The sequence below is a fragment of the Citrobacter sp. MGH106 genome, from assembly GCF_001037495.1.
Taxonomy (GTDB): domain Bacteria; phylum Pseudomonadota; class Gammaproteobacteria; order Enterobacterales; family Enterobacteriaceae; genus Citrobacter; species Citrobacter murliniae.
In genome coordinates, this window is the sequence record NZ_KQ089823.1 from 399,723 (window position 1) to 417,693 (window position 17,971).

General features: G+C 52.0%; 17 protein-coding genes, 1 pseudogene and 1 other annotated feature. Of the genes and pseudogenes, 5 read left to right on the forward strand and 13 right to left on the reverse strand.

Features of this window, described 5'->3' with window-relative positions:
* Positions 1–56 precede the first annotated feature (56 nt).
* Positions 57–1,241, forward strand: a complete 1,185-nt coding sequence (gene emrD / locus SK36_RS21460; protein ID WP_045448926.1) for a multidrug efflux MFS transporter EmrD — start codon at positions 57–59, stop codon at positions 1,239–1,241.
* Here emrD and SK36_RS21465 read toward each other — a convergent pair.
* Positions 1,168–2,229, reverse strand: coding sequence for a cellulase family glycosylhydrolase (locus SK36_RS21465; RefSeq protein WP_048223187.1), 1,062 nt, complete (start codon positions 2,227–2,229; stop codon positions 1,168–1,170). The two genes, emrD and SK36_RS21465, sit on opposite strands and share 74 nt — an antisense overlap.
* 89 nt (positions 2,230–2,318) lie before the next feature.
* Positions 2,319–3,242, reverse strand: coding sequence for a DNA-binding transcriptional regulator DsdC (gene dsdC, locus SK36_RS21470; protein ID WP_045448930.1), 924 nt, complete (start codon positions 3,240–3,242; stop codon positions 2,319–2,321).
* A gap of 229 nt (positions 3,243–3,471) precedes the next feature.
* Here dsdC and dsdX point away from each other — a divergent pair, with 229 nt between their 5' ends.
* Together dsdX and dsdA are read left to right on the forward strand one after the other, a co-directional pair.
* The gene (gene dsdX, locus SK36_RS21475; protein WP_045448933.1) at positions 3,472–4,809 is read left to right on the forward strand and encodes a D-serine transporter DsdX; all 1,338 of its coding nucleotides are present in this window, start codon (positions 3,472–3,474) and stop codon (positions 4,807–4,809) included.
* Positions 4,810–4,826: 17 nt separating this feature from the next.
* Positions 4,827–6,149, forward strand: coding sequence for a D-serine ammonia-lyase (dsdA, locus tag SK36_RS21480; RefSeq protein WP_048223190.1), 1,323 nt, complete (start codon positions 4,827–4,829; stop codon positions 6,147–6,149).
* A 12-nt stretch (positions 6,150–6,161) separates the two neighbouring features.
* Here the strand turns inward: dsdA and SK36_RS21485 are convergent, their stop codons facing one another.
* The 6 genes from SK36_RS21485 to ibpA all read right to left on the reverse strand — a co-directional run bounded on the left by SK36_RS21485 (position 6,162) and on the right by ibpA (position 10,294).
* The gene (locus tag SK36_RS21485; protein WP_045448936.1) at positions 6,162–6,692 is read right to left on the reverse strand and encodes a radical SAM protein; all 531 of its coding nucleotides are present in this window, start codon (positions 6,690–6,692) and stop codon (positions 6,162–6,164) included.
* A complete protein-coding gene (locus SK36_RS21490; protein ID WP_045448937.1) occupies positions 6,689–7,051 on the reverse strand; it encodes a DUF202 domain-containing protein in 363 nt (120 codons plus the stop codon). Before SK36_RS21490 ends, SK36_RS21485 begins: the two co-directional genes overlap by 4 nt.
* The gene (locus SK36_RS21495; protein WP_048223193.1) at positions 7,041–7,388 is read right to left on the reverse strand and encodes a YidH family protein; all 348 of its coding nucleotides are present in this window, start codon (positions 7,386–7,388) and stop codon (positions 7,041–7,043) included. The genes SK36_RS21490 and SK36_RS21495 overlap by 11 nt, the downstream gene beginning before the upstream one ends.
* A gap of 166 nt (positions 7,389–7,554) precedes the next feature.
* Positions 7,555–9,216 (reverse strand): putative transporter, encoded by a 1,662-nt coding sequence (locus SK36_RS21500; RefSeq protein ID WP_045448941.1) that lies wholly within the window; start codon positions 9,214–9,216, stop codon positions 7,555–7,557.
* A 125-nt stretch (positions 9,217–9,341) separates the two neighbouring features.
* Positions 9,342–9,770, reverse strand: coding sequence for a small heat shock chaperone IbpB (ibpB, locus tag SK36_RS21505; protein WP_045448943.1), 429 nt, complete (start codon positions 9,768–9,770; stop codon positions 9,342–9,344).
* Between the two features lie 110 nt (positions 9,771–9,880).
* Positions 9,881–10,294: a small heat shock chaperone IbpA gene (ibpA, locus tag SK36_RS21510; RefSeq protein WP_045448945.1), complete on the reverse strand. Its 414-nt coding sequence runs from the start codon at positions 10,292–10,294 to the stop codon at positions 9,881–9,883.
* Positions 10,288–10,360 (reverse strand) — a sequence feature (ROSE (Repression Of Heat Shock gene Expression) occurs in the 5'-region of heat shock genes and acts as an RNA thermometer to modulate expression.). Its footprint overlaps the gene before it by 7 nt.
* A 240-nt stretch (positions 10,361–10,600) precedes the next feature.
* On the opposite strand from ibpA, the gene SK36_RS21515 reads away from it, so the two are divergent.
* Positions 10,601–10,933, forward strand: a complete 333-nt coding sequence (locus tag SK36_RS21515) for a YceK/YidQ family lipoprotein (protein WP_190284582.1) — start codon at positions 10,601–10,603, stop codon at positions 10,931–10,933.
* A 1-nt stretch (position 10,934) separates the two neighbouring features.
* Here SK36_RS21515 and SK36_RS21520 read toward each other — a convergent pair whose 3' ends face one another.
* The gene (locus SK36_RS21520) at positions 10,935–12,161 is read right to left on the reverse strand and encodes a YidR family protein (RefSeq protein WP_048223194.1); all 1,227 of its coding nucleotides are present in this window, start codon (positions 12,159–12,161) and stop codon (positions 10,935–10,937) included.
* Positions 12,162–12,260: 99 nt separating this feature from the next.
* Between SK36_RS21520 and cbrA the strand changes: the two genes are divergently transcribed.
* Positions 12,261–13,367, forward strand: a complete 1,107-nt coding sequence (gene cbrA, locus SK36_RS21525) for a colicin M resistance lipid reductase CbrA (RefSeq protein WP_048223195.1) — start codon at positions 12,261–12,263, stop codon at positions 13,365–13,367.
* Here cbrA and SK36_RS25105 read toward each other — a convergent pair.
* The 4 genes and pseudogenes from SK36_RS25105 to recF all read right to left on the reverse strand — a co-directional run.
* Positions 13,364–13,450 (reverse strand): annotated as a pseudogene (locus SK36_RS25105) (hypothetical protein); the annotation flags it as partial. The gene cbrA and the pseudogene SK36_RS25105 overlap by 4 nt on opposite strands.
* A 21-nt stretch (positions 13,451–13,471) precedes the next feature.
* Entirely contained in the window at positions 13,472–14,284 is an 813-nt protein-coding gene (gene yidA, locus SK36_RS21530; RefSeq protein ID WP_048223196.1) for a sugar-phosphatase, read from the reverse strand.
* Positions 14,285–14,444: 160 nt separating this feature from the next.
* Positions 14,445–16,859 (reverse strand): DNA topoisomerase (ATP-hydrolyzing) subunit B, encoded by a 2,415-nt coding sequence (gene gyrB / locus SK36_RS21535; RefSeq protein WP_045448955.1) that lies wholly within the window; start codon positions 16,857–16,859, stop codon positions 14,445–14,447.
* A gap of 28 nt (positions 16,860–16,887) precedes the next feature.
* Complete coding sequence (gene recF / locus SK36_RS21540; RefSeq protein WP_045448956.1) at positions 16,888–17,961, reverse strand: DNA replication/repair protein RecF; 1,074 nt, start codon at positions 17,959–17,961, stop codon at positions 16,888–16,890.
* Between the last annotated feature and the right edge of the window lie 10 nt (positions 17,962–17,971).

Sequence of the window (17,971 nt, forward strand, 5' to 3'; positions counted from 1 at the left end):
GGGAATTAGCAGCACCTTATTCTTATTTTTTCTATTTTTGAAAAGTAATCAGCGAAATGAAAAGGCATAGAAGCGTCAATTTGTTGTTGATGTTGGTACTACTGGTGGCGGTCGGACAAATGGCGCAAACCATTTATATCCCCGCTATTGCCGATATGGCACGTGAACTGAACGTTCGTGAAGGGGCAGTGCAAAGCGTAATGGCCGCTTACCTGCTGACCTACGGCGTGTCACAGCTGTTTTACGGCCCTCTTTCTGACCGCGTAGGGCGTCGCCCGGTTATCCTCACTGGGATGTCCATTTTTATGCTGGCAACGCTGGTAGCCATTACAACCCACAGCCTGACGATACTGATTATCGCCAGCGCTATACAGGGAATGGGAACAGGGGTCGGCGGTGTAATGGCGCGAACTTTACCGCGAGATCTGTATGAAGGCACTCAGTTGCGTCATGCCAACAGCTTGTTAAATATGGGGATCCTCGTCAGCCCACTGTTGGCACCGCTGATTGGCGGCATGTTGGATACCCTGTGGAACTGGCGCGCCTGCTATATTTTCCTGTTGATTCTGTGCGCGGGCGTTACCTTTAGCATGGCACGCTGGATGCCTGAAACGCGACCTGCGGGTGCACCTCGCCCACGGCTTATCGCCAGCTACAAAACCTTGTTTGGCAACGGTGCATTCACTTGTTACGTGCTGATGCTGATTGGCGGTCTGGCGGGCGTTGCGGTCTTCGAAGCCTGCTCCGGGGTATTAATGGGCGCTGTTTTAGGCTTAAGCAGCATGGCGGTCAGTATTCTGTTTATTCTGCCTATTCCTGCGGCGTTTTTCGGCGCGTGGTTCGCCGGTCGCCCAAACAAGCGCTTCTCGACGCTGATGTGGCAGTCCGTTACCTGCTGTCTGGTAGCCGGGCTGATGATGTGGATCCCTGGCCTGTTTGACGTGATGAACGTCTGGACACTGCTGGTTCCCGCCGCATTGTTTTTCTTTGGTGCCGGAATGCTGTTCCCGCTGGCAACCAGCGGCGCAATGGAGCCTTTCCCGTTTCTGGCAGGTACAGCCGGAGCGCTGGTCGGCGGTTTACAAAACATTGGTTCCGGCGTGCTGGCATGGCTCTCCGCGATGCTGCCGCAAACCGGACAGGCCAGTCTTGGCCTGCTGATGACCCTTATGGGGCTACTGATTTTTGTGTGCTGGTTGCCGCTGGCATCACGTGTGTCTCATCAGGGGCAGGCGGTTTAAGCGAATGATGGCCCGGTTTATCGCCGGGCTTTTCACACTCCGGCATGATCATCATCTTCATTAACGGTTCCAGCGCCGGACGCCAGGCTCCTTCCTCGCCATCATAAAACTGTGTATTGGTATTGATGGCATAGGGAATTTTCGCTTTCTTCAATTCACATGCCATAAATCTGGCAAACGCGTACTGCGCAGCGGAAGGCGCGTTTTTGATCGTTTCACCGGGTGCCCAGCCACCGACCCAACTGACATGACCCGTTTTCTGCTGCCAGTGAATAGCACTGTTAATTCGGGCACGAATGGCAGCCTTTTCCGCCGTTGTACCCGATGTCCACGGGTATTTCCCGTTATTTTTTAGCGGCCCCCACGGAAAAATATGCCATTCAGCCAGAACGTAACTCTGACTTTGCGGCGGTAGCTTCAGGTTTGGTAAATCTTCCGGCGCGGCGCGCAGGCGTGGTGCGACAAAAATCATACGCTGCGGGTCGATGGCATGAATCATGCGAATCGTTTTGTCATACACCCGATTGAGGGATGCCTGATTATGATTTAATTTATCGGCAGGTTCATAGATCAGGTCAAAACCCAATAGCGGTGAGCTTTGACCAAAGTAATGCGCCACGGCCACCCACCAGTTAACGACCTCTTTTTCATTTCCGGTAGAAGGGTCTTTTTTGTACTCATCCGCCTGATAAGCAATTATCGGGATCACGCCATATTGCTCACAGGCTTCCACCAGCTTACGCAGATGGATAAGCCTGGCCTCTGTTGGCTCGCCCGCAACGCGAATCCGCACATGAGTTAGCTCCTGCGCCCGAAAATCCCGCACCACCAGCGGATCGAACTCACGGATCCCCCTTTCAGTGCGCGCCCAGTCGACGTCCATTCCTACTCCAAGCTGTTGCGCGTAGTGTTCAGCCGTTAACGGCGGTTCAGCCGCATACACAGCGGCACTGGACAGCAACATGAGAGAAATGAGCGGCTTTAACACGGTTGTCCTCAGGCATTAACCGGGAGTGATATCACGTATTTAGCACAATCTCTGGTATCAGGTGTAGAGCGAAAACGTAATAATTATCATCATACCTGTTCTTGCAGCCAGCCGATAAACGCCTCGATTTTTGGCCACTGTCTGCCTGGCAGCGTGGTGATGTAATAATGCTGGTGACATTTCAGCGCCATATCACCAAAAGGGGCGATCAGCTCACCGCTGTCGAGACGTTTTTGCACCAGCCTCTTTCTCCCCATTGCCACACCAATGTGGTTCATTGCCGCAATCACCGCTAAATCAGAACGATCAAAGCCAATACCAGACGATGTCGGCAAATTCACTGAAAAATGCTGCGCCCAACTGTGCCACTCATCGGTACCCGAGTCGTTGCTCCACGCCTGCCTGTCGTGCAGCAGCGTGCAATGTGGCAGGTTCACCAAAGACCCTGCCAGCTCATAGCGGCGAGCATAGTCCGGGCTGCATACCGGTACTATCGCTTCATCCATCAGAAAATGGTGGGTGAGTTGCGCGGAAGGTGCATCGTCAAAATAGATGGCCAGATCGATCCCGGCTCGTTGCAAATTGACGTTGTCATTTCCGGTCAATATCGTCAGTGAAATCGATGGATAGCGACGGGTAAAGTCACCGAGAGCCGGAACCAGCCAACACTGGGCAATGGAGGGGCGTGAATAAACGGTGAGCGTCCCTGACAGCTCCTGATTCTTGATATCGAGAATTTCCTGGTTGAGTGTATCCAGCGATGATTTCAGCGCCCAGAACACTCGCTTACCTTCATGAGTGAGTTCCACTTTGCGATGTGAACGAACAAACAACTGGATGCCCAACTCCTCTTCGAGCTGATTAATACGATGGCTGACGGCGCTCGGGCTTAACGACAGTTCGTCTGCCGCCAGCGCAAAAGACTGATGTCTGGCCGCCACCTCAAAGGTATAGAGTTTTGATAGCTGCCAGCCATTGAGCAGACGATTTCTGACATCACGCAGGGGATCCATATTTATCTCCGTCATCCTGAATTTTTAGCCGGAGTGTAAAAAAACGCGCTGAAAAAATCAGCACAAAGATGATTCAAAGTGAAGCATGTCGCATAAACCAGCCATAATAAGACCTAAATCACCAATTTGATTCAATTTGGCTCATGTGAAAGGCCAATTTTATCGTTTGTCAGCCCATGCCGTTTTTTTGTCCAATGTAACCTATGTTAATCACAGGGCAAGGTGAGATATGCACTCTCAAATCTGGGTTGTGAGCACGCTGCTGATAAGCATCGTGTTGATCGTTTTGACCATCGTGAAGTTTAAATTCCATCCGTTTCTGGCGCTGCTGTTAGCCAGTTTCTTCGTGGGTACGATGATGGGCATGGGGCCGCTGGATATGGTCAATGCCATTGAGAGTGGCATCGGTGGCACACTGGGATTCCTCGCCGCGGTTATCGGTCTGGGAACCATTCTTGGTAAAATGATGGAGGTTTCTGGCGCAGCGGAACGCATCGGCCTGACGCTTCAACGCTGCCGCTGGCTTTCTGCTGACGTCATTATGGTGCTGGTTGGGCTGATTTGCGGTATTACGCTGTTTGTTGAAGTCGGCGTGGTGCTTCTGATTCCTCTGGCATTTTCAATTGCCAAAAAAACGAATACCTCATTACTGAAGCTGGCTATTCCGCTGTGTACTGCACTGATGGCGGTGCATTGTGTAGTACCGCCACACCCGGCAGCCTTGTTTGTGGCGAATAAACTGGGCGCGGATCTAGGTACTGTTATCGTTTATGGTTTACTTGTTGGACTGATGGCATCCCTGATTGGTGGGCCGCTGTACCTCAAATTCCTCGGTAACCGCCTGCCGTTTAAACCAGTACCAGCCGAGTTTTCCGACCTCAAGGTACGAGACGAAAACACGCTGCCATCACTGGGTGCAACGCTGTTTACCGTACTGCTGCCAATTGGTCTGATGCTGGTGAAAACAGTCGCTGAACTGAACATGGCGAAAGGCAGTACGGTATATACGCTGCTGGAGTTTATCGGTAATCCGATCACAGCAATGTTTATCGCCGTCTTCGTGGCCTATTACATTCTCGGCCTGCGCCAGCATATCGGCATGAGCACACTCCTGACCCATACTGAGAACGGGTTTGGCTCAATTGCTAACATTCTGCTGATTATCGGTGCCGGTGGCGCATTCAACGCTATCCTCAAAAGCAGCGGCCTGGCGGATACCCTGGCACTGATCCTCTCCAACATGCATATGCACCCGATTCTGCTGGCCTGGCTGGTGGCATTGATCCTGCATGCCGCAGTGGGTTCAGCTACGGTAGCGATGATGGGCGCAACGGCGATTGTTGCTCCGATGCTACCGCTCTACCCCAACGTCAGCCCGGAGATCATCACTATTGCCATCGGTTCTGGCGCAATTGGCTGCACAATCGTCACAGATTCTCTCTTCTGGCTGGTGAAGCAGTACTGCGGCGCTACCCTGAATGAGACGTTTAAATACTATACGACCGCGACATTTATCGCGTCGGTGATTGCACTAGCGTGCACATTCCTGCTTTCCTTTATCATCTAAGCGCAAAGAGACGTACTATGGAAAACATGCAAAAACTCATCGCCCAGTATCCTTTAGTGGAGGATCTGGTCGCACTCAAAGAAACGACCTGGTTTAACCCGGGCACCACCTCTCTTGCGGAAGGTTTACCCTACGTGGGTCTGACGGAGCACGATGTGCAGGATGCTCACGCCCGTCTGGCTCGTTTTGCACCGTATTTGGCGAAAGCATTCCCGGAAACCGCTGCAACCGGCGGCATCATCGAGTCTGAGCTAGCCGCTATTCCTGCGATGCAAAAACGGCTGGAAAAAGAGTACGGCCAGAGTATTTGCGGCAAAATACTGCTGAAAAAAGACAGCCACCTGCCAATTTCCGGCTCGATTAAAGCCCGTGGCGGTATTTATGAAGTGCTGACTCACGCCGAAAAACTGGCGCTGGAAGCTGGTCTGCTAACCACCGACGATGATTACAGCATCCTGCTATCTCCTGAGTTCAAACAGTTTTTCAGCCAGTACAGCATCGCGGTAGGCTCAACCGGTAACCTGGGAATGTCGATCGGCATTATGAGCGCCTGCATTGGCTTTAAGGTAACTGTACATATGTCTGCTGACGCCCGTGCATGGAAAAAAGCCAAACTGCGCAGCCACGGAGTAACGGTAGTTGAGTACGAAGAAGATTACGGCGTGGCTGTTGAACAGGGTCGCAAGGCGGCAGAATCCGATCCCAACTGCTTCTTTATCGATGACGAAAACTCCCGCACATTGTTCCTGGGCTATGCGGTTGCCGGACAACGTCTGAAGGCACAGTTTGCACAGCAAGGTCGCGTGGTGGATGCCGAACATCCGTTATTTGTCTATCTACCGTGCGGTGTGGGCGGCGGACCTGGCGGCGTGGCGTTTGGCCTGAAATTAGCGTTCGGCGATAACGTGCACTGCTTCTTTGCTGAGCCAACCCATTCACCGTGCATGCTGCTGGGAGTTTACACCGGGTTGCACGATACGATTTCCGTTCAGGAGATTGGTATCGACAACCTGACCGCGGCAGATGGTCTGGCAGTCGGTCGCGCTTCGGGTTTTGTAGGCCGCGCAATGGAGCGTCTGCTTGATGGCCTGTACACTCTTGATGACCAGACTATGTACGATATGCTGGGCTGGCTGGCACAGGAGGAAGGTATTCGCCTGGAGCCTTCAGCTCTGGCGGGCATGGCCGGTCCTCAGCGCGTATGCAATTCTGCTGACTATCAGCAGATGCACGGACTCAGCGCAGAGCAGCTCAATAACGCCACCCATCTGGTCTGGGCCACCGGCGGCGGTATGGTGCCGGATGAAGAAATGGCGCAGTACCTCGCTAAAGGACGTTAAACGCCGTTGACCTTAACGCAGCATCGCCATCAGTTCCATCGGTGAGCGATGCTGTTTAAGCAAGTCGCGCATAACGCGCATATGCGGGGCGGTGTGGTCAAAGAACGCTTGATAACCTGCGCACAGTCCCCCCTTCCCATCATCACAATATGCCGGGCAATCGCCACGATAGAATTGCAGCAAGGAACATGACTGACAGCGCGTACTCAGCAGTGAAATCGTCTGTCGATCGGCTTGTCCCGTCCGACCACACCACCGATTCAGCGTGTTATCGAACAGTGGAATGGATATTCGAGTAATATCCTCACGAACCCAGATATCAAATACCGTATTTAAAAACCGTCCCCAGTCTTCTGAAGAAACAGATTCAGCTGTCAGGTTGCCTTTTTCATCACGTTCAACCAGGGGAATAAACTGCACAGAACGAACGCCGTCTTTCTGTAAATTTCGATATAAATCAACAGGGTACTGACATTTCTGGTGATCCACCACCACCATCTTAATCCCCCCCTCACTAACATCCATGTCCTCACACCCCGTCATGCAAAATCCCCGATAAATACGATAAGTTGGCGAACGTGTGTTACAGCAAACAGTATTGCGAGAGATAACACCGCGAGAGAGATCATAAATTTGTCACGCACCGCACGAGATTCAGAAAAATCGTTATGTGCAACGTCCATCAGATTACGACTGCGGGTATAGCGCCAGAGAATTATCGCCACGATCGCCAGTACACCGAGAGAAACCCAGAAGAGAAATCCCACCTGATGCCAGTTATGCTTCAACGCCAGCGCCATTAATGCGCCGTAGCCAAGAAGAGTTCGAAGCCAGGCAAGCGATGTACGCTCCGGTTGCAGCCCGGGATCGGCAATACGCCGCGATTTACGGCTATCCGGCATACAATACCAGCCCCATCACAATCACCGCGACAAACATCAAAATCAGGCTGATTATCAAAAGGCTATGGGTGTACGGCAAGTCCTCTTTCAGACGCATTGCCTTTTCATTACGCAGCCAGCGCAAGTAACCATAAATCGCCAGACCGCCCGCAAACACGCACAGCAGCAGAGCCAACAGTTCTCGAATGACCGGCGTGGCGAAATCCGGTGCCAGTTGGTCCAGGCCGACACCCGCGGCCAGAAACCCCAGCGCGGTACGGATCCACGCCAGAAAAGTACGCTCATTTGCCAGCGAGAAACGGTAATCCGGCGCTTCTCCGAGGAGGGAAATCTTCATCACAACTCCTTCAATGTTGTTATCTGGTCGTTATACCGGAACAGTAAAGGAGTATGAACCCGATTCTCAAACGTTAGGCTGCGTAATGTGATTCAGACAAAGGAAAGGCCTACAAAATAGATCTTGTAGGCCTGATAAGAGCAATATCTTCAGTGAGTTAAAAGACTTATCCCATTCCCCAGAAAATCACTGCCAGCAGCTGTGGAGTAATAATACGCAGGAACATCACCAGTGGATAAACCGTGGCATAAGAGAGCGCTGCCGCACCGCTGGTAGCATGGAGGTTGTTAGCAAACGCCAGCGCAGGTGGATCGGTCATGGAACCAGCCAGCATTCCGCACAGCGTCAGGTAGTTCATTTTGGCGAAGATACGCGCCAGTATCCCGACGGTAATCAGCGGAATAGCGGTGATAAAGATGCCATAGCCAACCCAACTCAGACCATCTCCCTGCATCAACGTATCGACAAAATCACCACCTGACTTCAGGCCAACTACCGCCAGAAAGAGCACAATACCTAACTCACGCAGCGCCAGGTTGGCGCTCGGCGGCATAAACCAGTACAGCTTGCCGATGCTGCCAATACGTCCAAGTATCAGCGCCATAATTAGCGGACCACCGGCCAGCCCCAGCTTTAACGCCACCGGGAAGCCTGGGATAAACAACGGAATGGACCCCAACAAAACCCCAAGCCCGATGCCGATAAACACTGGCAACATCTGCACCTGTTGCAGTTTTTGCTGCGCGTTGCCCACGACATTGGCAACGGCATCGATGGACGAGGGGCGTCCAACCAGATTGAGAATATCCCCAAACTGCAAACTGGCATCACTGCTGGCGACCAACTCAACGCCCGCACGGTTCAGTCGAGAGATCACCACGTCGTAGCGCTCTTTAAAGTGCAGGTCACGGATCCGTTTACCAAGTACCTGCTCGTTAGTCACCACCACGCGCTCAACGCGCAAATCTGTTCCCCGCGTCGACAGAGAGGTATCCACTTCCTGCCCAATCACGACCTGCGCGTTGTGCAGGTCGGCAGGCTGCCCAACCAGATGTAACAAGTCGCCTAATTGGATAATCGTCCCCGGCGACGGCACCATCAACGTCTCTTCACGTTTCAGGCGAGAGCAGATGATTTTATCGCTATTCAGAATAGGCACATCCTGAATCGCCATATTGTTGAGGTTCGGGTTCTCAACACGAATGTTCATCGTCTGAATCAGCGCATGTCCGTTAGTAAGCGTTGATTCATGCTGCTTAGCCTCTGCCTCAACATTGACGCGAAAAATAAGACGCATCAGCCACATAGTGAGCAAGATACCGCAAATACCGAAAGGATAAGCCATGGCATAGCTCATCCCCATCTGATCTACGATATCAACAGGTGTACCCAAATCGCGCAGAATTTGCTGCCCCGCGCCCAGCGCCGGGGTATTGGTGACCGCACCGGAGAATATTCCCAGCACGACAGGAAGAGGAATGGCAAAAATCTTATGCAGAAGAGCGGTGACCAGCCCCCCCATAATGACGATCAGGACGGCGAAAAGATTAAGGCGTAAGCCCGAAACCCGCAGAGAAGCAAAGAAGCCCGGCCCCACCTGAATTCCGATGGTATACACAAACAGTATCAGGCCAAACTCCTGAATAAAATGCAGCATGTCACCGCTCAGAGTCATCCCTGCCTGATCGACAAAATGCCCGACAATGATACCGCCGAACAGCACGCCCCCGATGCCAAAACCAACACCGCGTATTTTGATGTTGCCGATCCATAACCCGACAACCGCCACCAATGCCAGAACGCTGACCGTCAATGCTATATCACTCATTATCCTGTTCCCTGTGAATAACATCATTAAGTAAATGGATTCTGGCAGAGTACAGGCGCAAAGTATGGGTGGTAAAGCACAAAAAAAGCCCCGTCATTTCTGGCGGGGCAAAGGCAAGGAGCTAATTAGCTATTTAATGCGGGACGTTCGCTAATGGCAATCCGCTGCGGCGGAATAGTTTCTGGCTCATTGCGAATTAAATCGATGTGCAGCAAGCCATTAGTGAAGCTTGCGCCGGAGACTTCCATATTTTCTGCCAGAGTAAAACTCAGGCTAAAGGACTGAGTTACCAGCCCCTGGTGCAGCCATTTGGTCTCTTTATCCGGCTGCTGCGGCGTACCTTTCACGGTCAGGCGAGTGCCTTCCAGTTGAATATCCAGATCTTCCTGGCGGAAACCAGCTAACGCAAGGGTAATGCGGTAGTGGTTATCATCGCTCTTTTCGATGTTATAGGGTGGGAAGCTCTGGCTTTCACCGCTGTTTTGCAAAGCATTGGCCAGTTTGTCAAAACCAATCCATTGACGCAGCAGTGGGGATAAGTCGTAATTACGCATAGTCATTTCTCCTTCTAAGAAGCGAGTAAGTACCTGCGAATCCAAGGATTCGCATATGCTCCCTGACGGCGAGCATGGGATAGCAGGCCGCCTGACGCGGCCCAACAGAATTAGTTGATTTCGATACGGCGCGGTTTGTTCGCTTCCGGGATCACGCGCTCAAGCTCGATATACAGCAGACCGTTCACCAGGTTTGCACCACGAACATGAATGTTCTCAGCCAACTGGAACTTGCGTTCAAAGTTGCGCTCGGCAATACCCTGATACAGGTAAGTACGTTCTTTTTGCTCGTCCGCATGAGCGCCTTTTACCACCAGCAAATTATCCTGGGCGGTAATCTCCAGCTCGCTTTCAGCAAAGCCCGCAACGGCAATCGCAATGCGATAATGGTTTTCGTCTACCAGCTCAACGTTATACGGAGGGTAGCCACCATTGCTCTGGCTCTGATTGCTTTCCAGAAGGTTAAACAGACGATCAAAACCAATTGCAGAACGGTACAGTGGGGATAAGTCAAAGTTACGCATAATCAATAGCTCCTGAAATCAGCGAGAATGTTAGACCTTCCATCATGGACAGGTCAGGTAGCCAGGACACCCATCAGGCGAGCCCTTCATGTGTCTACATCCTAAAAATGGGTCTTAATACAAACTTTTCAAGCGTATTCATCTGACTTTTTTTGCAGTTTGTTGTCTATTGCATACACTGGGTGGACAGTCGTTGTCGTTAGAGTGCGATAGCCGCCGTAGTGCGACATGATGGTGACGTTATTTTTCGCAATGGATCGCGATAACTCATCAGGCAAATACCGATGATTAACAGATGAATAAATGATGATAAAAAAAATGTTGTTAACAGTGATAATGTACAGCGCGATGGTCTTAGTGAGTGGCTGCTCCAGCGTAATGTCGCATACCGGGGGCAAAGAGGGGACCTATCCTGGCACTCGCGCCAGCGCTACGATGATAAGCGAAAGCGATACAAACTGGGGAACAAAGTCGCTGGCCATTCTGGATATGCCATTTACCGCTGTCCTGGATACGATACTACTCCCGTGGGATCTTTTCCGTTCAGATAACTCAGTCAGATCCCGCGTAGAAAGGAGTGAGGAGAGAACGCAAGTCACCAACTCCGTTATCCCCCCGGCGAGTATGCCCGCCCCTTAAGTTACCGCCCGGTTTCCGCCACCCATAGCTGACGGAAACCCTCGACATCCTCCATCCACGCGACCTGTTGACCATCAGGTGAGAACACGATCGCATCTGCGGAAGGTGGATTACCGTGACGCTCGGTTAAATAATCAATTTTTCCGGTCTGCGCATCACAGCAGACAATTCGGTTTTCCAGCACAAATCCCAGCCATTTTCCCGACGGATGCCAGTTGAACGCTGACTGAATATCCGTAGTACATCGCGTAAGCTGACGAGGTACACCGCCCTGTGGTGAGATCAGCCACAGCTGCACAACACCGCTATCATCACGCATCAGAAACGCAATTTCAGACGCCTTTGGATTACTGCGCACCCAATGGCGGGGCTGATTCACCAGCCCTGGAAAGGCGCGGTTATGTGTAAACGTCAGGCGACGCTGAGCCACACCAGATGGCGGTGCTGGCATTGTCGATTCAGTCCCTTCCAGAGGCGCATAACCTGGCTGTTTCCAGCCGCCTTCATTCCTCGGTGTATCAACGATGAACAGCTCCGGAACTTTCTCGCCATTTACAGACAACGTGTCACCAATAAACGCCAGCGTATGATTTCCCACCCAACCTTCTTCGTAGGCGCGGTTTATCTCATCGCTGCCCGGCCGTGGCACAGGCGTAGTCTTGCTCACCAGTACGCACCAGTAGGTACCGCTATACTCACGCGGGTGCTGTGCGGACACATTTACCGGCCCATAAGGTGCAGCCACCCCGACGTTACGTAAATCCAGCGCCGGATCGCGTTCATGCAATACATGGTCGTTGTAGGTGAAGCTGACAAACTCTCCGTTCGGGCTGAAGACATGGACATGACTACCGCCGCGCAACGCTCCTGGCGTGTACGGCGAGGTAATATCCATAGCATCCAGATTAACCACCCCACGCGGTCCAGCAATCACGCCACGGCGATGATGGAAATCGTAACGCCAGTGTTCATCTGGATTCTCAGGCCCATGAATAAAAACATATTTTTCCGATTTTGGATGAACGGTCACTACGCCGACATGCGCCCCCTGCGTAGCGCGATAAACCACCTCAAGCTCGCCGGTATGAATATTAACGCGTTCAATCGTCTCGCCGGTAAACGATGCGCCGGAAGGACGAACATCAAAAACCAGCCACTGGCTGTCCGGGGTCCAGGTGTTGATATTGGTAAGCTGATGATTACGCGGCGTAAAGGTGATTTGCTTCATGAAGAGCCCTGATACAAGACGATTTAAGCAATCATACTTCACAAGGACTTCACTTTCAGGCTTTAGCGTATCGCTATCTTAATTATTGCGGACAGAAAGATGGAACATTTTGACGTAGCGATTATCGGCTTAGGCCCGGCAGGTGCAGCGCTGGCGCGACAGTTGAGCGGAAAAATGCGTGTGATTGCACTGGATAAAAAACGCCAGAGTGGAAATGAAGGATTTACCAAACCCTGCGGTGGTTTGCTTGCTCCTGATGCCCAGAGATCGTTTATCCGCGACGGAATTACGCTACCCGTTGATGTCATCGCCAACCCGCAGATTTTTAGTGTTAAAACGATCGATACAGCGGCATCACTAACGCGCAATTACCAGCGTAGCTACATCAACATTAACCGACATGCTTTTGATTTATGGCTGAAATCTCTTATTCCTGATGATGTGAGAATTTACCACGACAGCCTGTGTCGAAAAATCTGGCACGAGGACGGTAAATGGCATGTGATATTCCGCGCAGACGGTTGGGAACAGCAGATTACAGCCCGTTATCTGGTCGGTGCCGACGGAGCGAATTCACTGGTGCGCCGTCATCTCTACCCACAACATCAAATCCGTAAATATGTCGCCATTCAGCAGTGGTTTGCTGAACAACATCCCGTACCGTTTTACTCGTGTATTTTTGATAACGATGCTACGGACTGTTACTCCTGGAGTATCAGCAAAGACGGATTTTTTATCTTCGGTGGCGCATACCCAATGAAGGATGGTCAGGCACGCTTTGAAGCGCTGAAAACAAAGATGGAGACGTTCCATTTTCAGTTCGGTAAACCGGTAAAAAGCGAGAAATGCACGGTGCTGTTCCCATCACGCTGGTCGGACTTTGTCTGCGGTGAAAAAAACGCATTTCTGATTGGTGAAGCTGCCGGATTTATCAGCGCCAGCTCGCTGGAGGGAATTAGCTATGCGCTGGACAGCGCGGAGATCCTGAAATGCGTACTCCTGCAGGGAGCGCCAGATATCAATAACGCTTACCGCAAAGCCACCCGCAAACTGCGTATCAAGCTGTATGGCAAGATCCTTAAGAGTCGGGCATTAACATCAGCACAAGCACGTAAATGGATAATGCAAAGCGGCATTGCACATATCCCGTCAGGTCAGAAAGAGCAGCCCACCGTGACACCCGGCGGGCTGATTGAAGAGCATTAACCTACGAGTTTCACATCACCAACCAGCAGGATGTATGACATCGCGCCAATCAGGGCAACAGCGGAAATATAGACCAGCGCTGGCTGTAAATAAAAGTGGCTGACTTATTTCAGCGCAAACTTCTCAATGGCATACGCCACGCCGTCTTCAAGATTGGATTTAGTGACAAAGTTGGCAATGTCTTTTACAGACGGAATGGCGTTGTCCATTGCAACACCCATACCTGCGTACTCGAGCATCGCGATGTCATTTTCCTGATCGCCTATCGCCATGACCTCTTCGGCTTTGATTCCCAGCGCATCCGCCAGTGATTTTACACCGGTGCCTTTATTGACACGTTTATCCAGAATTTCGAGGAAGTACGGCGCACTTTTCAGCACGGTATACTTCTCTTTCACTTCAGCCGGAATACGCGCTATCGCTTTATCGAGGATCTCTGGCTCGTCAATCATCATCACTTTCAGGAACTGGGTTGCCGGATCCATCTTCTCTGCTTCGCAGAACACCAGCGGAATGGTCGCGACAAAAGATTCATGCACCGTGTAGTAACTAATATCGCGGTTAGCCGTATAAAGCGTGTTGCGATCGAGTGCGTGGAAGTGTGACCCCACTTCACGAGACAGCTGTTCCAGGTAACGATAATCATCATAGCTCAGCGCCGTTTGTGCAACGGTACTGCCATCCCCCGCTTTCTGCACCAGCGCACCGTTGTAGGTAATGCAGTAGTCACCGGGTTGTTCCATGTGAAGTTCTTTCAGGTAGCTATGGACGCCGGCATACGGGCGACCCGTGGTCAGCACCACGTTTATACCACGCGCGCGCGCAGCGGCAATCGCCGTTTTGACCGCAGGTGAAATGGTGTGATCGGGCAGCAGAAGTGTGCCATCCATATCGATAGCAATAAGTTTGATAGCCATGAGTTCCCCGGATTAAATGAGTCCATCCTCATGCTAACGCGATTCCGCTCAAAAAACAGCAACGAAAAAGGGATAGGAAGAGGAACCAGGATTCCCCTTTTGTGGGCAAAAAAATACCCGGTTGCACAACACAACCGGGTAGATTCATCCAGGATAACGATTAGATATCGATGTTCGCCGCTTTCAGGGCGTTCTCTTCGATAAACGCACGACGCGGTTCAACGGCGTCACCCATCAACGTAGTGAACAACTGGTCAGCAGCAATCGCGTCTTTCACCGTCACGCGCAGCATGCGGCGGCTTTCCGGATCCATGGTGGTTTCCCACAGCTGTTCCGGGTTCATTTCACCCAGACCTTTATAACGCTGAATAGACAAACCACGACGGGACTCTTTCACCAGCCAATCCAGTGCCTGCTCGAAGCTGGCAACAGGCTGACGACGCTCACCACGTTCGATAAACGCATCGTCTTCGATCAGGCCGCGCAGTTTCTCACCCAACGTGCAAAGACGACGGTATTCACCACCAGTCACAAACTCATGCTCCAGCGGGTAATCGGTATCAACACCGTGAGTACGTACGCGGATCACCGGTTCGAACAGGTTCAGTTCAGCGTCCTTACGCACGATGCTATTCCAGGTGCTACCGTGCATTTCATTTTCATTCAGCACGTTAACCAGCTGAGAAACCCAGGCCGTTACTTTAGCTTCATCAGCCAGATCGGCTTCAGCCAGCGTCGGTTGGTACACCAGTTCCTTCAGCAGTGAGCGAGGATAGCGACGCTCCATGCGACCAATCATTTTCTGCGTAGCATTGTACTCAGAGACCAGTTTTTCCAGTGCTTCACCTGCCAGCGCCGGAGCGTGGGCATTTGTATGCAACGTAGCACCATCAAGGGCGATAGAGATCTGGTATTGATCCATCGCTTCATCATCTTTGATGTACTGTTCCTGCTTCCCTTTCTTCACTTTGTACAGCGGCGGCTGGGCAATGTAGACGTGGCCACGCTCTACGATTTCCGGCATCTGACGATAGAAGAAGGTCAACAGCAGCGTACGGATGTGCGAGCCGTCGACGTCCGCATCGGTCATGATGATAATGCTGTGGTAGCGCAGTTTATCCGGGTTGTACTCGTCGCGACCGATGCCGCAACCGAGCGCAGTAATCAGCGTCGCCACTTCCTGAGAAGAGAGCATCTTGTCGAAGCGTGCCTTCTCAACGTTGAGGATTTTACCTTTCAGCGGCAGAATCGCCTGGTTCTTACGGTTACGTCCCTGCTTCGCAGAGCCGCCCGCGGAGTCCCCTTCCACCAGGTACAGTTCAGAGTGGGCCGGGTCACGCTCCTGACAGTCTGCCAGTTTGCCCGGCAGACCCGCTAAGTCCAGCGCGCCTTTACGGCGAGTCATTTCACGAGCACGACGTGCAGCTTCGCGCGCGCGCGCAGCGTCGATGATTTTGCCAACGACGATTTTCGCGTCCGACGGATTTTCCAGCAGGTATTCGCTCAGCAGTTCGTTCATCTGCTGTTCTACCGCTGATTTAACCTCGGAGGAGACCAGCTTGTCTTTGGTCTGCGAAGAGAATTTCGGATCCGGCACTTTTACGGAAACAACGGCAATCAAACCTTCACGGGCATCATCACCGGTGGCGCTGACTTTAGCCTTTTTGCTGTAACCTTCTTTATCCATATAGGCATTAAGGGTACGGGTCATCGCCGCACGGAAGCCTGCAAGGTGAGTACCGCCATCACGCTGCGGAATGTTGTTGGTGAAGCAGTAGATGTTTTCCTGGAAACCATCATTCCACTGCAGCGCAACTTCAACGCCGATACCGTCTTTTTCAGTAGAGAAGTAGAAGATATTCGGGTGGATCGGCGTTTTATTTTTGTTGAGGTATTCAACAAACGCCTTAATGCCGCCTTCGTAGTGGAAATGGTCTTCTTTGCCGTCGCGCTTATCACGCAGGCGGATGGATACGCCGGAGTTCAGGAATGACAGCTCGCGCAGGCGTTTCGCCAGAATATCGTATTCAAATTCAACAACATTGGTGAAAGTTTCATGGCTTGGCCAGAAACGTACCTGGGTACCCGTAGCTTCGGTCTCACCGGTTACCGCCAGCGGCGCTTGCGGCACGCCGTGCACGTAAGTTTGCTGATGCACTTTGCCTTCACGACGAATCACCAGCTCCAGTTTCTGCGACAGGGCGTTAACCACGGAAACACCTACGCCGTGCAGACCGCCGGACACTTTATAAGAGTTATCATCGAATTTACCGCCTGCGTGCAGAACGGTCATGATAACTTCTGCCGCCGAAACGCCCTCTTCAGGGTGAATCCCGGTTGGGATACCACGGCCATCATCGGTAACGGACACGGAGTTGTCAGCGTGAATCGTCACGACGATATCTTTACAGTGACCCGCGAGCGCTTCGTCGATAGCGTTATCTACCACCTCGAATACCATGTGGTGCAGACCGGTGCCGTCATCCGTGTCGCCGATATACATACCCGGGCGCTTACGCACCGCATCCAGTCCTTTCAGGACTTTGATACTGGAGGAGTCATAAGAATTCGACATCAACGTTTCTCGCTCATTTTATCTTGGGTTAATCCGTTATTTTACCCTTTTCCACGGTGAACATCTTCGAATTTTTGTCCGACATGTCCAGAACGTGTTCAGCGCTAATTGCGCTGACAAAGACCTGAGATTGCGTGGCTTTTAAGCGACTGGCAAGCAGTCCGCGACGCGCATCATCCAGTTCAGAGGCAAAATCATCTATCAGGTACAGGCAGCGCCGTCCGCTTTCACGGGTCAGGAACTCCCCTTGCGCCAGACGCAAGGCGCACATCAGCAGCTTTAACTGTCCACGAGACAACGTATCTTCCACCGGCGCACCGTCAGCGCGTATACGGAAATCCGCTTTATGCGGACCGTGCGCGGTGTAAGTCAACATGCGGTCACGTTCAAAACTGCGTTCCAGCACCTCTGCGTAATCAGTCTCTTTCTCCCAGCCACGCTGGAAAGAGAAAGAGAGAGAGAACTCGGGAAGAAACTGCTGGCAGGTATCCGCCATATCCTGCGCGATACCGGCGCTGTACTCCGCGCGCCAGGTACTGATTTGTTCCGCCAGCGGGATCAGTTCTTTATCCCACGGACGTAGTTGCTCATAACGACTCACCTGGCGCAGCGCCGCATTGCGCTGCTTGAGCAGACGCTTAAGGTTGCTCCAGGCGGTGAAAAATCCGGCTTCATTGTGAAAGCACCCCCAGTCAAGGAATGCTCTCCTGTATTTGGGGCCGCCGTTGAGTAAAGTAAACCCCTCAGGCGTAATCAGCTGCATTGGCATCAGGTGTGCCAGTTCTGCAACCTTATGACCGTCGGTGCCGTCAATGCGCACTTTGCTGTCACCCAGCTTATCTTTTGTCAGGCCAATCGACGTTTCACGCTCCGTACCCTGCAAACGCCCGTGTAATACAAACGACTCCTGCTCGTGACGAATGACACGACCAATCTGCAAACTGCGAAACGCCCGACCGTGGCCCAGCGTATAGATAGCTTCCAGCACGCTGGTTTTGCCGCTGCCGTTAGCTCCTACCAGGAAGTTAAAGCCAGGAGATAAAGCAAGATCCGCGCTTTCAATATTGCGGAAATCTTTAATGAGAAGGCGCGTTAGTGACATATCAGGGTTT

Coding starts and splice junctions, on each gene's coding strand:
- SK36_RS21520 (WP_048223194.1), bottom strand. CDS start 12,161: ATGAAGCAAATCACCTTTACGCCGCGTAATCATCAGCTTACCAATATC.
- SK36_RS21490 (WP_045448937.1), bottom strand. CDS start 7,051: ATGCCGGATAGCCGTAAATCGCGGCGTATTGCCGATCCCGGGCTGCAA.
- gyrB (WP_045448955.1), bottom strand. CDS start 16,859: ATGTCGAATTCTTATGACTCCTCCAGTATCAAAGTCCTGAAAGGACTG.
- SK36_RS21485 (WP_045448936.1), bottom strand. CDS start 6,692: ATGACGGGGTGTGAGGACATGGATGTTAGTGAGGGGGGGATTAAGATG.
- dsdA (WP_048223190.1), top strand. CDS start 4,827: ATGGAAAACATGCAAAAACTCATCGCCCAGTATCCTTTAGTGGAGGAT.
- emrD (WP_045448926.1), top strand. CDS start 57: ATGAAAAGGCATAGAAGCGTCAATTTGTTGTTGATGTTGGTACTACTG.
- SK36_RS21495 (WP_048223193.1), bottom strand. CDS start 7,388: ATGAAGATTTCCCTCCTCGGAGAAGCGCCGGATTACCGTTTCTCGCTG.
- SK36_RS21515 (WP_190284582.1), top strand. CDS start 10,601: ATGATAAAAAAAATGTTGTTAACAGTGATAATGTACAGCGCGATGGTC.
- yidA (WP_048223196.1), bottom strand. CDS start 14,284: ATGGCTATCAAACTTATTGCTATCGATATGGATGGCACACTTCTGCTG.
- dsdX (WP_045448933.1), top strand. CDS start 3,472: ATGCACTCTCAAATCTGGGTTGTGAGCACGCTGCTGATAAGCATCGTG.
- ibpB (WP_045448943.1), bottom strand. CDS start 9,770: ATGCGTAATTACGACTTATCCCCACTGCTGCGTCAATGGATTGGTTTT.
- SK36_RS21500 (WP_045448941.1), bottom strand. CDS start 9,216: ATGAGTGATATAGCATTGACGGTCAGCGTTCTGGCATTGGTGGCGGTT.
- cbrA (WP_048223195.1), top strand. CDS start 12,261: ATGGAACATTTTGACGTAGCGATTATCGGCTTAGGCCCGGCAGGTGCA.
- ibpA (WP_045448945.1), bottom strand. CDS start 10,294: ATGCGTAACTTTGACTTATCCCCACTGTACCGTTCTGCAATTGGTTTT.
- dsdC (WP_045448930.1), bottom strand. CDS start 3,242: ATGGATCCCCTGCGTGATGTCAGAAATCGTCTGCTCAATGGCTGGCAG.
- recF (WP_045448956.1), bottom strand. CDS start 17,961: ATGTCACTAACGCGCCTTCTCATTAAAGATTTCCGCAATATTGAAAGC.